We start from the raw sequence: 14409 nt of genomic DNA, 5'->3' as shown, positions 1-14409 counted from the left end.
CAGCGCACAACCTATGTTTGCTGATGGTATCTTTCGGGGCGAATAGCCTGTCTGAATTCGTACAAACCGAATCGAGGTATGCTCAAGCTCACATGTGCTTGAAATGGCGTCATCGATAGTCCGGAACTCATGGACTCGGCTGGTGTTTTCCACCGGAGCCCTCGGCGACGGGGTTCGGCCCCGCGGCGCCCAGGCCGCCACGGGCCTTCCCGGCGATCGTCCTGACATTCCGGTTTCGAAAGAGCGCGATGAAAGCACTGTGTTGGCACGGCAAGGGCGACATCCGCTGCGATACGGTGCCCGATCCCCGGATCGAGGATGCGCGCGACGTCATCATCAAGGTGACGTCCTGCGCCATCTGCGGCTCGGACCTCCACCTGATGGACGGCCAGATGCCGACCATGGAGAGCGGCGACGTCCTCGGCCATGAATTCATGGGCGAGGTGGTCGAGGTCGGCCAGGGTTTCACCAAGTTCAAGAAGGGTGACCGCATCGTCGTGCCCTTCAACATCAATTGCGGCGAGTGCCGCCAGTGCAAGCTCGGCAACTGGTCGGTCTGCCAGCGTTCGAACCGCAATGCCGCGATGGCGGCCGCGCAGTTCGGCTACACCACCGCCGGCCTGTTCGGGTATTCGCACCTCACCGGAGGCTATTCCGGCGGTCAGGCGGAATACGTGCGCGTGCCGATGGCCGATGTGGGACCGATGCTAGCCCCCGAAGGCGTCGACGACGAGTCGCTGCTGTTCCTCACCGACATCCTGCCCACCGGCTGGCAGGGCGCCGAACATTGCGAGATCAAGGGCGGCGAGATCATCGCGGTCTGGGGCGCGGGCCCGGTCGGGCTGTTCGCGATCCAGTCCGCCAGGATCATGGGCGCCGAGCGCATCATCGCCATCGACACGGTGCCGGAGCGCCTCGCCCTCGCCCGCAGATACGGCGCCACCGACGTCATCGACTTCATGAACGAGGACGTATTCGAGCGGATCAAGGAGATCAGCAAGGGTGAAGGCGCCGACGGCGTGATCGACTGCGTCGGCATGGAGGCCAGCGCCGGCCACGGCGTCGCCGGGATCGTCAACACGATCCAGGAGAAGCTCACCTCGACCCAGCGCCCCTACGCCCTCATGGAGGCGATCAAGGCCGTGCGTCCCTGCGGGATCGTCTCGGTGCCCGGCGTCTATGGCGGCCCGATCCCGGTGAACATGGGTTCGATCGTCCAGAAGGGCCTGACCCTGAAGAGCGGTCAGACCCACGTGAAGCGCTACCTCGAGCCGCTGACGAAGCTGATCCAGGAGGGCCGGATCGACATGACCTCCATGATCACCCACCGCTCCACCGACCTCGCGGACGGGCCGGACCTCTACAAGACCTTCCGCGACAAGGCGGACGGCTGCGTGAAGGTGGTCTTCCACCCGTAACTGACCACCAACGACGATGCGGATGTGGCCCGGGGCCGGGGCCACATCCGCAGGATGATCCCGTCCATCACCACTACCCCCGTGACAGGGCGGCCTGGAATTCCGCCTCGGGCAGCAGCGCGCCGCCCGTGGTCCAGACCACATGCGTCGCCTGTTCAAGTCCGGCGGCGTCGAGATAGGGCCGGACGGCGGCGAACCCTGCCGCCGCCGACGGTTCGAGCCGCAGGCCCGGATCGGACCAGAGGCGCTTCACCCAGGCGAACAGATCTGCGTCGGCTACCGTGACCACCGCCTCGACGAGCGGGCCGACCGTGCTCGCCACCAGCATCGAGGCGCCCGCCACCGCGAGTCCGTCGGCGGCGGTGCGGTTGTCGAGGCCGATCTCGTAGACGTCCACCGGGCGCGACAGGCCGGCGGCGAGTTGCACCAGCATGCAGGGCGAGGCCACCGGTTCCACGAAGATGCAGCGGACCGCGTCGCCGAACAGCAGCTTGAGGCCGAGGGTGACGCCGCCGGGCGCGCCGCCGACCCCGCAGGGGAGATAGACGCAGAGCGGGTGGGCCGGATCGACCCGGATTCCGGCGTCGTCCAGCTGGCGCCGCAGGTCGAAGGCCGCCGCGGCGTAGCCGAGGAACAGGTCGACGGAGCTCTCATCGTCGACGAAATGGGCGTCGGCCCGCCCCTCGAAGGCGGCCCTCGCCGCGGCGACGGCGCTGCCGTAATCGCCCTCATGCTCGACCACCCCGGCGCCGATGTCCCGCAGGCGCTGCTTCTTCCAGGCCTTGGCGTCGTGGGACATGTGGACCTCGACGGCGAAGCCCAGCGCCCGCGCCATCACGCCGACGCTGAAGCCGAGATTGCCGGTGCTGCCCACCGCCACCGTATGGGCGCCGAACGCGTCGCGGGCTTGCGCCTCCGCCAGCCGGGCATAGGATTCCCCCGGCCGGAGCAGACCCTTCTCGAGGCCGAGCCGTTCGGCATGGACCAGCACCTCGTAGACCCCGCCCCGCGCCTTGATGCAGCCCGTGACGGGAAGATCGTGATCGGCCTTCACCCAGACCGGGCCGCCGGACGGACCCGCGATGGCCTGCGCCACAGGGTCGGCGAGAGGCATCAGGGGCGAGTCGATGCGCCCGGTGTCGAGATCGGAAAAGAGAAGGCGCAGGAGCGGATCGAAGCGGCGCCAGCGCGCCTCCGCCGCCTCCACATCGGCCAGGGAGAAGGCCAGGGTCGGCAGGACTTCCGCGGCCGGCAGGAGGCGGGGATTGAGCCAGGTGGTGGGACGGGCCTCCCGCACGCTCGCCGGGATGGCGTCGAGGGAACAAGCGGGCGGGGTTTCGGCATCCATGCTCATGCGCTCCAGTCTCCTGCCAATGCGGTGGCCGACGAGGCGGTCTCGGCCCTCGACGTCTCGGTCCAGGCTCAGGTGCTCGACCTTCTCGAGGATCTGAAGCAGCGCCTGAACATCGCGATGCCGTTCATCACCCATCACCTGCGCGTCGCCGCCAAGATCTGCGACCGGATCGCGGTGATGCATCGCGCGGCGATCGTGGAACAGCGGCCGACCGCCGACCTGTTCCGCCGGCCGGACCATCCCTACACGCGCGACCTGCTCGCTTCCGTGCCCGGATTGCAGAGGGACGTGGCCTGACGTGCGGGCGTTACCTGCGCCAGGCGTCGATCCAGGAGGTCACCGGCTCGACCACGTAGGAGAGGAGCGAGGTGGCCCAGCCCCTCGCCCTTGCGCCGAGCGACGGCTTGCCCTGCCGGCGCGCCTCCGCCTCGGCCGCCTGGGCCACTAGCATCGCCGAGACGTAACTGTTCTCCAGGGATTTGCACTCGGCCAGAGCGGCTTTCTGCGCGGCGTGGGTCGCCAACCCGGCGGGTTGCCCGGAAAAGGCCTGCCGCACGCATTTGTGCCAGCGCCGTTCGAGGAGATCGAGGTCGACCCCGGCAGCCGGCGCCTCCTGCGCCATGGCCATCGGTGCCATGCCGCCCGTCGATGCCGCGAGGCCCGCCATGAAGGCGGCCGCCATCAGGGCATGAGGCTTCGCCCGGCGCCCGGGTCGCGGAGACGGGGCCGGCCGAGGCTGGCTGGAGCGCTCTGCGCCGAGGTGGATGCCGGTTCGGCGACACAGAGCACGGCAGAACGAGGGCCTCGAGATGGGCCCCCACCCAATGGGGTCGGGCGCAGCTCTAGCGGGCAAGCGCCCGCGTCTCGTCGAGGACGGCTTCCACCGCGGCGATCGCATTTTCCAGCTCCGCGATGCGGCGCAACGTGCTGTCGGCCGGCATCGTTTCGTGCTCCGCCGCTTCCAGAATGAGGGCGCGCTGACGAGCTTTGAGACGGTCCAGGAGAGATTCGAGCTGAGGCATGAACCGCACTTAAGCGCGCATCGAGCGATCGACAACATTTGTTTGCATCGAAATTGACGTCCCGTTGTCGGAAACAGACGCTGAAATACAAGATTCCATCAGAGTGTGGCCAAGATGAAATAGTGGCTGCGTACTTTACCTCCGCCAGGGGGCATCCGGCGCGGGCGGCTCGGATCCGTCGCTGAACCTTTCCCGCGGCCACGGGTTCACAAAGCCTCGAAGCAACCCCTGGAACCCGTGATCATGTCGAAGACGATGTCCGCAGACTTCAAGAGCCGCCGCGATGCCGAGACCGCAGTCGAGCACATCGTCCAGGAACACGGGATCGACCGGAGCGCCGTGACCATCGGTCCGGCCGGTGACGACAACACCGCCGGGACCGAGGCGGCACGGGCCGATATCGAGGATGGCCGCCTGAAGGAAGGGACCGAGGGCGAGCCCGCCCTGGAGGGCGAGATCCGCGTCACCGTCGCCGTCGACGACGGGCTCACCGAGAAGGTGATGACCTCCTTCGAGACCTATGGCGGACGCGCGATCGACGCCGCCTGATCCCGCTCGCCGATCAGTGGTGTGACGGCCCGGTCGGGCCGGAATTCGCCGGGTGACCGCCGGTGAGCCAGAGCTTGAGGGCGTCGAAGGTCCACCGGGCGCCCTCGACGACGTGGTGCGATGGGCCTTCCTCGCCGGACCGGTCGAGGAAGGTTCGGAACGAGGCCCACATCGCTCCCGTCTCGCGCTTGCCGTAGCCCTCGTAATAGGCGCACCCGCCCGCGGCGATCTCCGACCCGAGACTGTGGCGGATGTGATGGGCGATGACCTGGCCGCCCAGGGTCGAGCCTTCCGTGACGTAGAGCGCGCCGAGCAGGGCGGGGCGTGTCTGGAAGCCGGTGCCCGCCGCAAAGCGCGGCAGCGCCGCGATCGCGTCCGGTGTCAGTCCGAAATGGACGAGGTCGCGTTCCAGAAGATGCAGCTTGCCTCGCGGCTGCGCGAACGCGGGTCCGAAGCTCGCGGCGACGGCGGGCTCGAAGACCCGATGGAACCCCCACCAGCGGGTGAGGAGAGCGAGGTATCCCTCCCGCGTCGCCATCCGCCGCCGCCAGTCGAGGCGGTGTTCCAGATCCTCGTGGCTGGCGCGCGTCTCCTCCCGGAGCCGTTCGCTCAATGCCGGATGCGCGAGGTCGGTGGAGGTGTGCGCCGCACGACTCACGGCAGGCCGGCCGGCTCGGGCGCACCGATCGAGGCGGTCATGATCACCCGCAATCCGGGTTGGTTGCTGGTGTTCTCGATGCTGCCGCCGAGGCGGTCGACCATGGCGTTGAGCATCCGCGTACCGAAGCCGCTCCGCGTGCCGGTCTTGCCCCCGCCCTGATCGGCCACGATCAGCCGGAAGCGGTTGCGATGCTGTTCGAGGCTGATGGCAATCGGCCCGACGGCACCGGCATAGGCGTATTTGTTGGCGTTGATGACGAGCTCGGTCAGGATCAGCCCGATGCTCACGGCGGCATCGGTGGGAATGGTCACGGGGGCGAAATCGGTCGTGAACTGCTCCGCCCAGTCGGGCCCCATCGAGGATTTCATCTCCGTGACGAGATCCTCGAGGTAGCGCGCGAGATCGATCATCTCGACATTGTCGTCACTGTAGAGCCGCCGATGGACCAGGGCCACGGCGGACAGACGGCGCTGCGCCTCGCCGAGGGAATTGCTGAGATCCGCATTGCCCTCCGCCCTCGCCTGCAGGGACAGGAAGGCCGAGACGAGCTGAAGGCTGTTCTGGACGCGGTGGTTCACTTCCTTGATCAGGTAGTCCTTCTGGACCAGCAGGCTTTCCTTGTCCGCCACGGTGGCGGCGAGTTCGCGGTTGAGTTCGCGGATGCGCCGGGTCTGGCGCGCCTCGTACAGCTCGCGCACGATGCGCTGCGCCGCCTCGATCTCGGGCAGGGTCCAGGGTTTGGCATGGCCGTGGACCTCCTCGGTCCAGGCCTCGAAGGAGGCGCGGGGGCTCAGGCTGTCCCCGACGGCGACGGCGGCCTTGTGCGGGTTGCCCGCCCAGTTCACGAGCTCGATCTGCTCGGCCCGGAACCACATCAGGATGATCGGTTCGTCCCCCGACAGGACCACGGCGAGGAGACCGCTCGCGAGGGCGCGATAGGCGTCGGCGCGCGGGAACCGCTTGCTGAGGGCGTGGGTGTGGAGGGCCTGCGCCCCGCCCACCGTCCGGACCCAGGCTGCGATCTCACGGAGGTCGGCCTCCTCGGCGCAACGACCGGTCCGGTGGAGATCCCTGCCCTGCAGGAGCGCGAAGCCGTCGGCCCCGAGCATGCGGCGCAGGTCCTCGCTCGCCTCGATGAGGATGTCGGACAGGGGCGCTTCGCCAAGGACCTTTCCGGAGACCACGTCCTCGGCACTGCGCAGCTGGAGCCGCTCGCGGTAGTTCTCCGCCTCCTCCCGTGACCTGACCTGACGGGCGAGGCTCCCCGCCAGCGCCTGACAGGCCATGCGCTGTCCGAAGGCGAGGGTGCGGGGCGTGCGGTTGTGGCAGGCGACGAGCCCCCACAGGATGCCGTCCTTGACGATGGAGATCGAGGCCGAGGCCGCCACATCCATGTTGCGGAGATACTGGAGGTGGATCGGCGAGACGCTGCGCAGGTCGATGTCGCTGAGATCGAGCCGGGACAGGGTCTTCGGCCGCAGCGGCCGGGGTGTATAGGCGACGTCGGGGATCACGCGGACGCGGTTGCGGATGTAGAGGGCGCGGGCCTGTTTCGGGATGTCCGAGGCCGGGAAATGGTGGTGCAGGAAGCTGCCGAGCTCGGGAACGCGGCTCTCCGCGATGACCATGCCCGCATCGTCGTCGAGGAAGCGGTAGATCATCACCCGGTCGAAACCGGTGAGTTCGCGGAACGACGTCGCCGCCCGGTCGCACAGGGCCTTGAGGTCGGTGGCCCGCTCAAGGGCGCCCCCGGCGCGGTCGAGCCAGCCGAGAAGGTTGGCCGCATCGGTCCATAGGGAGGCCTGCGGTTCGAGCTGGATCAACCATTGGCCGTCCTGGAAGCGCGCGGTGGCATCCATGACCGCATGGAGGCCCGCGACGTGACCGATCACGATGGTCTCGTCATGGGGCGCGTCGAGCAGAAGGGCGGCGGGAGAGTCGCCGAGGAGTTCGGACAGTGTCCGTCCGATCCAGTCGGCGGCCAGCATTCCCTCGATGTCGCCCGCGCCCCCGACGACCCTCTGGTCTTCCGCGTCGGCGACGAGCAGGAGGCCGTGCGGCTGGATCGCCCCGGGAATGTGGATCGGCTCGCGGTCGCAGACGGTCAGGTCGGGACCGAGATCCGAAACGTCGGCATTCTGACGGGGATCTTGGGCAGGGTCCGTCGTCCGGGGGGCACTCAGTTGCGTCATGCGTTCATTCGGTAACGTCGGTTGATCCTCGACAGCAGCGAGGCCGCAGGGCGATCCCCGCGAGTCTGTCAGCATCGCGGAAGAACGGCCGTCCGCACCACCCGGCCCGCATCTCCTGAAAGAAATCACTCCCCCCGTCCATCGGAGAAGAGGGCGGTTCGCACTTTCCCGCAATTCCCATGGCAGCGTTCCGTGACGAAGAGCCGGTGCCCCTCAGGAGGCGATCTGAAGAGTTATGTAGGAACGATCGGCAGCTTTGCCATATCCGCCAAGGTTGTAGTTTTTCGACGATAATGTATGCATTCGTACAGAAGAGCTGGTCTTGTCACATGGCGCATTGATCTTGGATGAATGACCGTCTGGACGGACTTACCGCGTCTTTGCCCTGACGATCGTCGATGCCGATCATGCGCCCATGAGCACCGATACGTGAGCGGCGACCGAATCGCCGAGGCCCTTGAGGTCGTAGCCGCCCTCGAGCAGCGACACGATCCTGCCGTCGCAGGTACGGCCGGCGATCTCCATCACCTGGGCCGTGGCCCAGGCGAAATCCTCGGCCTCCAGCATCAGGTTGGCCAGCGGGTCGCGCCAATGGGCGTCGAACCCGGCGGAGATGACGATCAGGTCGGGCTTGAACGCCTCGAGGCGGGTGAGGATGCGGCTCCGCATCGCCTCCTTGAAGGCGTCGCCGTCGGCGAAGGGCTTGAGCGGTGCGTTGACGATCGTGCCGTGCTCGCCCTCCTCGGAGACCGCGCCGCTTCCGGGATAGAGGGGCATCTGGTGGGTCGAGCAGAACAGCACCGACGGGTCGGACCAAACGATGTCCTGCGTGCCGTTGCCGTGATGCACGTCCCAATCGACGATGGCCACGCGCTCCGCCCCGTGGACCGTCCTGGCGTGGAGGGCGGCGATCGCCGCGTTGTTGAAGACGCAGAAGCCCATCGCCTTGGTGCGTTCCGCATGATGCCCCGGCGGTCGCATGGCCGAGAAGGCGTTGCGGGCCGCGCCCGTCATCACCAGGTCGACGCCCTGCACCGCGGCCCCGACGCCGCGCAGGACGCACTCCATGGTGCCGGGCGAGAGCACGGTATCCGGGTCGAACTGGGTGAGGCCCTCGCTCGGCGCCGAGCGGAGGATGGCGCGGACCCATTCCTCGGGATGGGCGAGGAACACCGATTCGAGGGCGGCCGCCTCGGGCGAGCGACGGTCGAGGCCCGAAAAGTCCTCCGTGGCGAGGGCCTCCCGGACCGCCTTCATGCGTTCCGGCCGCTCGGGATGTCCGTGCGGCGTACGGTGCTCCAGCGAAGCCGCGTGATGGAACAGAACGGTCATCGGACATCTCCCCTCGTCAAGCTGGCATCAGGTATACCAGTTTGATCGAGGGATGACAGGAGCGGGAGTCAGGCGCGCAGGTGCCGGAGGGCGTCGGCGTGGAGGCCGGCATTGGCCGCGGCCACGACCCGCCCGTCGAAGGCGGGCGTCAGGGGCCGTCCGTCCCAGTCGGTCATCACCCCGCCCGCCCCTTCCACCACCGGCACGAGGGCCATCACGTCGTAGACCTGGAGCCCCGCTTCCACGACGAGATCGCAATGACCGCTGGCGAGGAGGCCGTAGGCGTAGCAGTCGCCGCCGAAGCGGCGCAGGCCCACCGCTGCGCTGAGCCGGGCGAACGCCTCCGCATCCGCTCCCGCGAAGATATCCGGGGAGGTCGCGAACAGGCGGGCCTCGGCCAGCGGCCTGTCGCTCGTCCGGGCGGGACGACCGCCGAACCATGCGGCCTCGCCGGTGCCGCACCAGCGTTCCCCCAAGGCCGGCATGTCGATGACGCTGACGATCGGCCGCCCATCCGAGACCAGGGCGATCAGCGTCCCGAACAGGGGCATGCCGGTGATGAAGCTCTTGGTGCCGTCGATCGGGTCGATGACCCAGGTCAGCGGCCGCTCGAAATCGCCGCCCTCCTCCTCTCCGAGGATGCCGTGCCCGGGATAGACGCTGCGGATCTCGGCGCGCAGCAGGGATTCGATGGCGCGGTCGGCGGCGGTGACCGGGCTCGCATCGGCCTTGGCCTCCACCGGCAGTTCGGTGCGGAAATAGTGCCGGGCGAGCGGCGCGGCGAAATCGGCGAGGCGGTGGGCGAAGGCGAGGAAATCCGCCCTCGTCGCCTCGTCCCCGGCGGAGGGCGACCTTGCATCCATGGTCATCACAGGCGCTTCAGCCAGAGCGGCCAGTCGGGATGGTGGAACAGGGTTCGGGCCCGCATGTGCTTCCAGGTTCCGTATTTGTAATAATCGAAATCGAGGGTGGAGACGGCCTCCTGGATCATCGCCCAGGTCGCCCATTTGAGATCGCCGAGCGCCTTCAGCACCGCGACCCGCGCGTCGATCTCCGGCGTCCAGCGGCCGAAATAGGCCTCGATCATCTCGCGTTCGACGATTTCGGGGAACGCCATCTCGTCGAACCAGAGGGCGAGCTCGTAGGCGCGCTCGTTGTTGGAGGCGTATTCGAAGTCGACCAGCAGGACGTTGTCGGCCGCGTCGATCATGAAGTTGCCGGCCAGGGTGTCGTTCATGCACGGCACGAGATCGAGACCCGAGGCCGTCATCGCCGCCTTCGCCTCGGCGACGCAGCGCATCAGGTGGGCTTGGTCGGCGGGAAGCCGGCCGCCCACCTCCGCCACCTGGACCACATGTTCCTCGATCATCTCGAAGATCGTCTTCGTCAGCCCGAGCGGCGCGGAATCGTTGAACGCCTTGAGGGCGCGCACGGCGTTGTGGCGCAGAGCGGGGCGCAGGAAATCGAGGTTCGAGGAGGCGCGGTAGCCCTCGACGAAGGCGAAGATCTCGACGCCGGCCTCGGGCAGGTAGTCGACCACCTCGACGCCGTAGCCGCAGGCATGGGCGCGGCGGCTGGCTTCGTTGGCATGGTCGCGGGCGATGAACATCTCCGTGCCGCGGCCGGGCATCTTCACGAAGACATCCCGCGCGTCCCCGATGGCGACGTGCCAGTTGGTGTTGCTGATTCCGCCCGCCACCGGCCTGTAGCGCATCGGCCGGCCGTGCCAGGCGGCGATGCCGGCAAGCACGCCTTCCAGGGCGCGCTCGCCCTCGCTGATGCCGTCGCCCAAGCCTGTCCAGCTCATCGCCGTTCGGTGCCTCCCGTCCCGGATTGAGGTGTCACAGCCGCCGCAGCCAGCTCTCGAACTCACGCGCGCCGATGGTCGTGCGCGCGTGCAGGAGCCGCCAGGTTCCGTATTTGTAGAACTCGATTCCGCTGCGCGCCGAGGTGACCGCGCGGGTGACGCCCCAGAGCCCGCCCATCACGTCGTCGACGGCGCCGTAGAGGCGGCAGCGGTTGTAGAGGCGCTCGTCGAACCGGCCGGCATAACGCTCCACCGCCTCACGCCGCTCCGGCTCGAAGGCGCAGGCCTCGTTGAGGAGGGCGCCGACATCGAACCAGGGGTCGTTGTCGCCGGCGAGGTCGAAATCGACGAGGCGGACCTCGCCCTCCCCGATCATGACGTTCGAGGCGATGCCGTCGTTGTGGCAGAAGGCGAGGTCGATCCCGGCCACGTGGATCGCCTCGCGTACGAGTGCCATCGTCGCCACGAGGCGGTGGGTTCCGTCGGGAAGCGGCGCGCCGGCGGCGCGGGCTTCGGCCGCGAGGCTCTCGATCCGCGCGAAGGGGCAGACGCGATGGCCGAGCAGGCCATCGCCATGGAGCCGCGCCTTGGCGTCCAGCACCTGGCCCAGGATCGTCCCGTCCTGAAGATCGCCGACGCGGGCATAGCGCCAGGGCTCGGGCAGGTAGGCGAGGCCGATCGCCCCGTCCGCCTCGAAGACCACCTCCGGGGCGATGCCGAGCTGTGCGGCCTTGCGGGCCGCCCGCCCGGCCGCGGGCGTCACGTCCTCCGCCATGTCGGCGTGGCGGAGCTTGAGGAAGACCGGCTCGCCCTCGCGGAACGCGACCCGGACGCAATCCGAGGCCACGGCCCGGTGGGTCGGGGACGCCACAGGCGCTGCGGCCAGCCCATAGCGAGGCTGGCGCGCGACCCAGTCGGCCCGCGTGGCGATGACGGCCTCGACGCGCTGGTCGAAAGCGGTACCGGCCTCGCCGTAGGCTATCATCGCTCTCCTCCGAACCCTTCGGTCGGCCGCCTGGAGAGCAAGGCCCGTTCCGGAGATCCATTGGCACGGCACAGGCGCCATGCGGCGCGCAAGGCCACCGAGAGGCCGGCTTCGAGATCGGCCGGCCGCGTCAGTTCGGCCTCGTTATGGGCGATGCCGTCGACGCTGGGCACGAAGACGATGCCGGTGGGGCACAGGCCGAGCAGGCTGATCGCATCGTGGCCGGCCACGGTATCCATGCGCAGCGACCGCAGGGACGCCTCTTCGGCGCAGGTCGAGACGAGATCGCAGACGGCCTCCGGCAGGCTGCGGATCGGCCGCAGGGTCCGGCCGGTGATCGCCGCCAGGACGCCGGCGCGCTCCGCCGCTTCCGTGATCGCCGCCTCCGCCATGAGGCTCGCATCGGTGAGCAGGCGATCGTCGGCCGAGCGCAGCTCCACGCTGAGTTCCACCCGCGCGGGCACCACGTTGGGGGAATTGGGCTCCACCAGGAGGCGTCCCACCGAGGAATGGAAGCGGCCGGGCCAGCGCTCGGCGATCTCCCTCACCTCGGCGATGAGATAGGCGGCGGCGAGGAGCGCGTCGCGCCGGCGCGGCATCGGGGTCGGGCCGGTATGGGATTGCTCGCCGGTGAAGACCACGTCGATCTTCGCCGCCCCCCAGTTGCGGGTGACGATGCCGATGCTCGCCTTCGCCTTTTCCAGGACGAGACCCTGCTCCACGTGGAGTTCGAGGTAGCAGGAGGGGAGCGGCGGCGGCCGGTCGGTGCCGAGGAACCCGATCCCGCCCAGGGCCTCGCGCAGGGTGATGCCGGCATCGTCGCGGGAGGAGAGCGCCTCCTCGACCCGGCGCGCCCCGGCATAGGCGCCGCTGCCGAGGAGGCTCGGCCGGAAGCGCGCGCCTTCCTCGCCGGTCCAGTTCACGGCGCAGAAATCCGCGCCGAAGGTCTCGCCCGCCCGCCGCGCCCGCATCAGGGCGGCGCCGATGGTCGCGGCGGCGACCACGCCGTAGGTCCCGTCGAAGCGGCCCGCCTTCGGCTGGCTGTCGAGATGGGAGCCCATCATCACCAGGGGGGCGCCGGGACCGTCCGCGAGGGGGAACAGGGCGAACTGGTTGCCGACCCCGTCGACGAGGATCTCGGCCCCCGCCTCGCGGGCGGCGTCCGCGAAGAGGCGACGGGCCTGCCCGTCCTCGGCCGAGGCGCAGAGCCGGGTGATGCCGCCGCCCGGCGTCGCCCCGCAGGTGGAGATGTCGGCGAAGAGCGCGTGGAACGCGCGCGCCGTCGCTGCCGCGTCAGGAACTGATGAGATCGATGTCATGCTGGGTGAAATGATCCAGGAACGGCTGCGGCGGCGGCCGGTCGGTGACGAGGGTGAGCCGTTCCGAGAGCCCGAAGGTGCAGAGGTTCGCCTGACGCCCGAACTTGCGGGAATCGGCCAGAAGCACGCTCTGGCGCGCCTGGCCCCGGAGCACCTTCCGCAGGGCGGATTCGTGCTCCTCGTAATCCATCCAGCCATGGGTGAGGTCGCAGGCCGCGATGCCCATGACGGCGAGGTCGAAATAGAAGCGCTGTGCGTAGGCGACGGTCTCGTAGCCGACCAGGGCATTGTCCCGCGCCCGCAGCATGCCCGGCGTCAGGTTCACCCGCGCGGGGCCGCTGCCGAGATGGAGCGCCACGTCGATGGAATTCGTCGTCACCGTGAGGTTGCGGCCGCTGAGGCGCCGGGCGAAGGCGAGGGTCGTGGTGCCGGTATCGATGAAGATCGACATCCCGTCGCGGATCAGCACCTCGGCATGGGCCGCCACCTTCGCCTTCTCGCGCGGGTTGGTCTTGCCCCGTTCCTGGAGCGGCCGGTCCTGGTCCAGGCGGGGCGGCACGGCGCCCCCGTGGATACGCCGCAGGACGCCGCGCTCCTCCAGCACCTTGAGGTCGCGCCGGATGGTCTCCTCGGAAACCCTGAGATAAGCGGCCACGTCGGACACGCCGACTCGTCCCGTCCCGTTCAGACGGGACAGGATCTCCTGATAGCGGTGGTCGGTCAGCATCGGCGTCGGCGTCTCCCCAATCCGCCGAAGCGTAGCGATTTTGGTGGGGCGAGGCCGCAGGAAAACACGTGTCCCACACGCTGTTTCCCACAAAGATTGCAATCGCGTCGCTCGTGAAGGGGTCAGCCGCCGTCGCTGTCGGCTGCCCGAATCCTCCGGCGACGGGGAGCCGCGCGGGAGCCGGATGGGCCGGATCGGGCCGATCCGGCGCGTCGGCATGTCCTGTCCGATTGATCATGCCGCCAGAATCACGCTGCCTGAGCCGAGATGACGAGGGATGCCGATGCGGCCGTCCGTGACGACACGTGACGGCCGGAGGTCGGCGAAAAGGTCCCCGGCGCAGGCCGCCTGTCAATCTGATTTTGCCCGAATTGTGGGATTTATGCGTATTTGCCTGAATTTTCTGCCTTCTGCCATCTGTGGCATCACGCGTGCCCGTTTCCGTGCCCATCGTGGCCGTCGGCACAGGCAGGCCCGTCGCCGCGGATTTGTCGATCCTGCCCCTTCTGGTTGAAGATCAAAGGGTTAGCGTCGAAAACACAATCTGGCGGTGTCGTTCAAAGAATTTGGGTGAGAGATGGAACTTTTTTCGCTTTCGCTCCCGGTTGTGGCATTGGCCTTGCTGATCCCTCCCAATCTCACAATTCCCCGCGTCCGGGCTCCTTCGACGAGCCCGAGATCAAGAGGCGCGTGGAACAGCAGAATGGGGACGTTCGACCATGCCGACAGACGCGACAGAGAAACCCGGACCCGCCGCCTTCGCGCGCCCGGCTCGCCGCACCGGGCTTCCGGTTCTGCTGGGCGGCGCGTTCCTCGCCGCCGGCGTGCTGTCCGCCGAGGCTCAGACCGCCTCCCCCGTCGGCGAGCTCAACGATCAGACGCAGCCGCGCACCACCCGTGAAGTCGCCTCGAAACCCGCCGATCCCGTCCGCACCGGGCCCCTCGCGCCCTGGGCCACCGACATGGCGGCGCGGGGACTGACCTTCGACGTCAACATCTACGACTTCTACCAGGCCAATCCGAGCGCCGGCCTGCGCACCGGC

Annotated in this window: 13 protein-coding genes and 2 pseudogenes; 4 read left to right on the top strand and 11 right to left on the bottom strand. The window is 68.5% G+C overall.

What is annotated here, in order from left to right:
• Nucleotides 1-248 precede the first annotated feature (248 nt).
• Nucleotides 249-1418 carry a zinc-dependent alcohol dehydrogenase gene (locus MKK51_RS03510; RefSeq protein WP_243974998.1) on the top strand — a complete coding sequence of 390 codons (1170 nt, stop codon included), beginning with the start codon at nucleotides 249-251 and terminating at the stop codon, nucleotides 1416-1418.
• Nucleotides 1419-1491: 73 nt separating this feature from the next.
• Here MKK51_RS03510 and MKK51_RS03505 read toward each other — a convergent pair whose 3' ends face one another.
• Nucleotides 1492-2772 (bottom strand): D-serine ammonia-lyase, encoded by a 1281-nt coding sequence (locus tag MKK51_RS03505; RefSeq protein WP_243974996.1) that lies wholly within the window; start codon nucleotides 2770-2772, stop codon nucleotides 1492-1494.
• A gap of 18 nt (nucleotides 2773-2790) precedes the next feature.
• Here MKK51_RS03505 and MKK51_RS03500 point away from each other — a divergent pair.
• Nucleotides 2791-3069, top strand: a pseudogene (locus MKK51_RS03500) (microcin ABC transporter ATP-binding protein); the annotation flags it as partial.
• A gap of 10 nt (nucleotides 3070-3079) precedes the next feature.
• On the opposite strand, the gene MKK51_RS03495 reads toward MKK51_RS03500, so the two are convergent.
• Both MKK51_RS03495 and MKK51_RS03490 read right to left on the bottom strand, forming a co-directional pair.
• Complete coding sequence (locus MKK51_RS03495; RefSeq protein ID WP_243974994.1) at nucleotides 3080-3454, bottom strand: hypothetical protein; 375 nt, start codon at nucleotides 3452-3454, stop codon at nucleotides 3080-3082.
• 160 nt (nucleotides 3455-3614) lie between these two features.
• Nucleotides 3615-3794, bottom strand: a complete 180-nt coding sequence (locus tag MKK51_RS03490; RefSeq protein ID WP_243974992.1) for a hypothetical protein — start codon at nucleotides 3792-3794, stop codon at nucleotides 3615-3617.
• 243 nt (nucleotides 3795-4037) lie between these two features.
• On the opposite strand from MKK51_RS03490, the gene MKK51_RS03485 reads away from it, so the two are divergent.
• Complete coding sequence (locus tag MKK51_RS03485; RefSeq protein ID WP_243974990.1) at nucleotides 4038-4343, top strand: hypothetical protein; 306 nt, start codon at nucleotides 4038-4040, stop codon at nucleotides 4341-4343.
• A gap of 13 nt (nucleotides 4344-4356) precedes the next feature.
• Here MKK51_RS03485 and MKK51_RS03480 read toward each other — a convergent pair whose 3' ends face one another.
• The 8 genes from MKK51_RS03480 to MKK51_RS03445 all read right to left on the bottom strand — a co-directional run bounded on the left by MKK51_RS03480 (nucleotide 4357) and on the right by MKK51_RS03445 (nucleotide 13366).
• On the bottom strand, nucleotides 4357-5001 hold the full coding sequence (locus MKK51_RS03480; RefSeq protein WP_243974988.1) for a biliverdin-producing heme oxygenase: 645 nt from the start codon (nucleotides 4999-5001) through the stop codon (nucleotides 4357-4359).
• Nucleotides 4998-7196 carry a histidine kinase dimerization/phosphoacceptor domain -containing protein gene (locus MKK51_RS03475; protein WP_243974987.1) on the bottom strand — a complete coding sequence of 733 codons (2199 nt, stop codon included), beginning with the start codon at nucleotides 7194-7196 and terminating at the stop codon, nucleotides 4998-5000. The genes MKK51_RS03480 and MKK51_RS03475 overlap by 4 nt, the downstream gene beginning before the upstream one ends.
• A gap of 405 nt (nucleotides 7197-7601) precedes the next feature.
• The gene (locus tag MKK51_RS03470; protein WP_243974985.1) at nucleotides 7602-8528 is read right to left on the bottom strand and encodes a histone deacetylase family protein; all 927 of its coding nucleotides are present in this window, start codon (nucleotides 8526-8528) and stop codon (nucleotides 7602-7604) included.
• A gap of 68 nt (nucleotides 8529-8596) precedes the next feature.
• Complete coding sequence (locus MKK51_RS03465) at nucleotides 8597-9391, bottom strand: inositol monophosphatase family protein (RefSeq protein WP_409565607.1); 795 nt, start codon at nucleotides 9389-9391, stop codon at nucleotides 8597-8599.
• A 5-nt stretch (nucleotides 9392-9396) separates the two neighbouring features.
• Nucleotides 9397-10335: a phosphotransferase gene (locus MKK51_RS03460; protein ID WP_243974981.1), complete on the bottom strand. Its 939-nt coding sequence runs from the start codon at nucleotides 10333-10335 to the stop codon at nucleotides 9397-9399.
• Between the two features lie 34 nt (nucleotides 10336-10369).
• Nucleotides 10370-11320 (bottom strand): phosphotransferase family protein, encoded by a 951-nt coding sequence (locus MKK51_RS03455; protein ID WP_243974979.1) that lies wholly within the window; start codon nucleotides 11318-11320, stop codon nucleotides 10370-10372.
• On the bottom strand, nucleotides 11317-12639 hold the full coding sequence (locus MKK51_RS03450) for a Zn-dependent hydrolase (RefSeq protein WP_243974977.1): 1323 nt from the start codon (nucleotides 12637-12639) through the stop codon (nucleotides 11317-11319). The genes MKK51_RS03455 and MKK51_RS03450 overlap by 4 nt, the downstream gene beginning before the upstream one ends.
• On the bottom strand, nucleotides 12614-13366 hold the full coding sequence (locus tag MKK51_RS03445; protein ID WP_243974975.1) for a DeoR/GlpR family DNA-binding transcription regulator: 753 nt from the start codon (nucleotides 13364-13366) through the stop codon (nucleotides 12614-12616). Before MKK51_RS03445 ends, MKK51_RS03450 begins: the two co-directional genes overlap by 26 nt.
• Before the next feature lie 719 nt (nucleotides 13367-14085).
• Between MKK51_RS03445 and MKK51_RS03440 the strand changes: the two are divergent.
• A pseudogene (locus MKK51_RS03440) lies at nucleotides 14086-14409 on the top strand (porin); the annotation flags it as partial.

Origin of the sequence: Methylobacterium sp. E-045 (assembly GCF_022829685.1) — a bacterium.
Lineage (GTDB): Bacteria > Pseudomonadota > Alphaproteobacteria > Rhizobiales > Beijerinckiaceae > Methylobacterium.
The sequence above is the reverse complement of the archived record's forward strand: the minus strand, read 5'-3'. Positions and strand labels throughout refer to the sequence as shown.

What these genes read in the sequence shown, in the direction of transcription:
- MKK51_RS03470 (WP_243974985.1), bottom strand. Translation starts at nt 8,528, where the DNA reads ATGACCGTTCTGTTCCATCACGCGGCTTCGCTGGAGCACCGTACGCCG.
- MKK51_RS03465 (WP_409565607.1), bottom strand. Translation starts at nt 9,391, where the DNA reads ATGGATGCAAGGTCGCCCTCCGCCGGGGACGAGGCGACGAGGGCGGAT.
- MKK51_RS03490 (WP_243974992.1), bottom strand. Translation starts at nt 3,794, where the DNA reads ATGCCTCAGCTCGAATCTCTCCTGGACCGTCTCAAAGCTCGTCAGCGC.
- MKK51_RS03460 (WP_243974981.1), bottom strand. Translation starts at nt 10,335, where the DNA reads ATGAGCTGGACAGGCTTGGGCGACGGCATCAGCGAGGGCGAGCGCGCC.
- MKK51_RS03455 (WP_243974979.1), bottom strand. Translation starts at nt 11,320, where the DNA reads ATGATAGCCTACGGCGAGGCCGGTACCGCTTTCGACCAGCGCGTCGAG.
- MKK51_RS03495 (WP_243974994.1), bottom strand. Translation starts at nt 3,454, where the DNA reads ATGGCGGCCGCCTTCATGGCGGGCCTCGCGGCATCGACGGGCGGCATG.
- MKK51_RS03445 (WP_243974975.1), bottom strand. Translation starts at nt 13,366, where the DNA reads ATGCTGACCGACCACCGCTATCAGGAGATCCTGTCCCGTCTGAACGGG.
- MKK51_RS03475 (WP_243974987.1), bottom strand. Translation starts at nt 7,196, where the DNA reads ATGACGCAACTGAGTGCCCCCCGGACGACGGACCCTGCCCAAGATCCC.
- MKK51_RS03485 (WP_243974990.1), top strand. Translation starts at nt 4,038, where the DNA reads ATGTCGAAGACGATGTCCGCAGACTTCAAGAGCCGCCGCGATGCCGAG.
- MKK51_RS03510 (WP_243974998.1), top strand. Translation starts at nt 249, where the DNA reads ATGAAAGCACTGTGTTGGCACGGCAAGGGCGACATCCGCTGCGATACG.
- MKK51_RS03505 (WP_243974996.1), bottom strand. Translation starts at nt 2,772, where the DNA reads ATGAGCATGGATGCCGAAACCCCGCCCGCTTGTTCCCTCGACGCCATC.
- MKK51_RS03450 (WP_243974977.1), bottom strand. Translation starts at nt 12,639, where the DNA reads ATGACATCGATCTCATCAGTTCCTGACGCGGCAGCGACGGCGCGCGCG.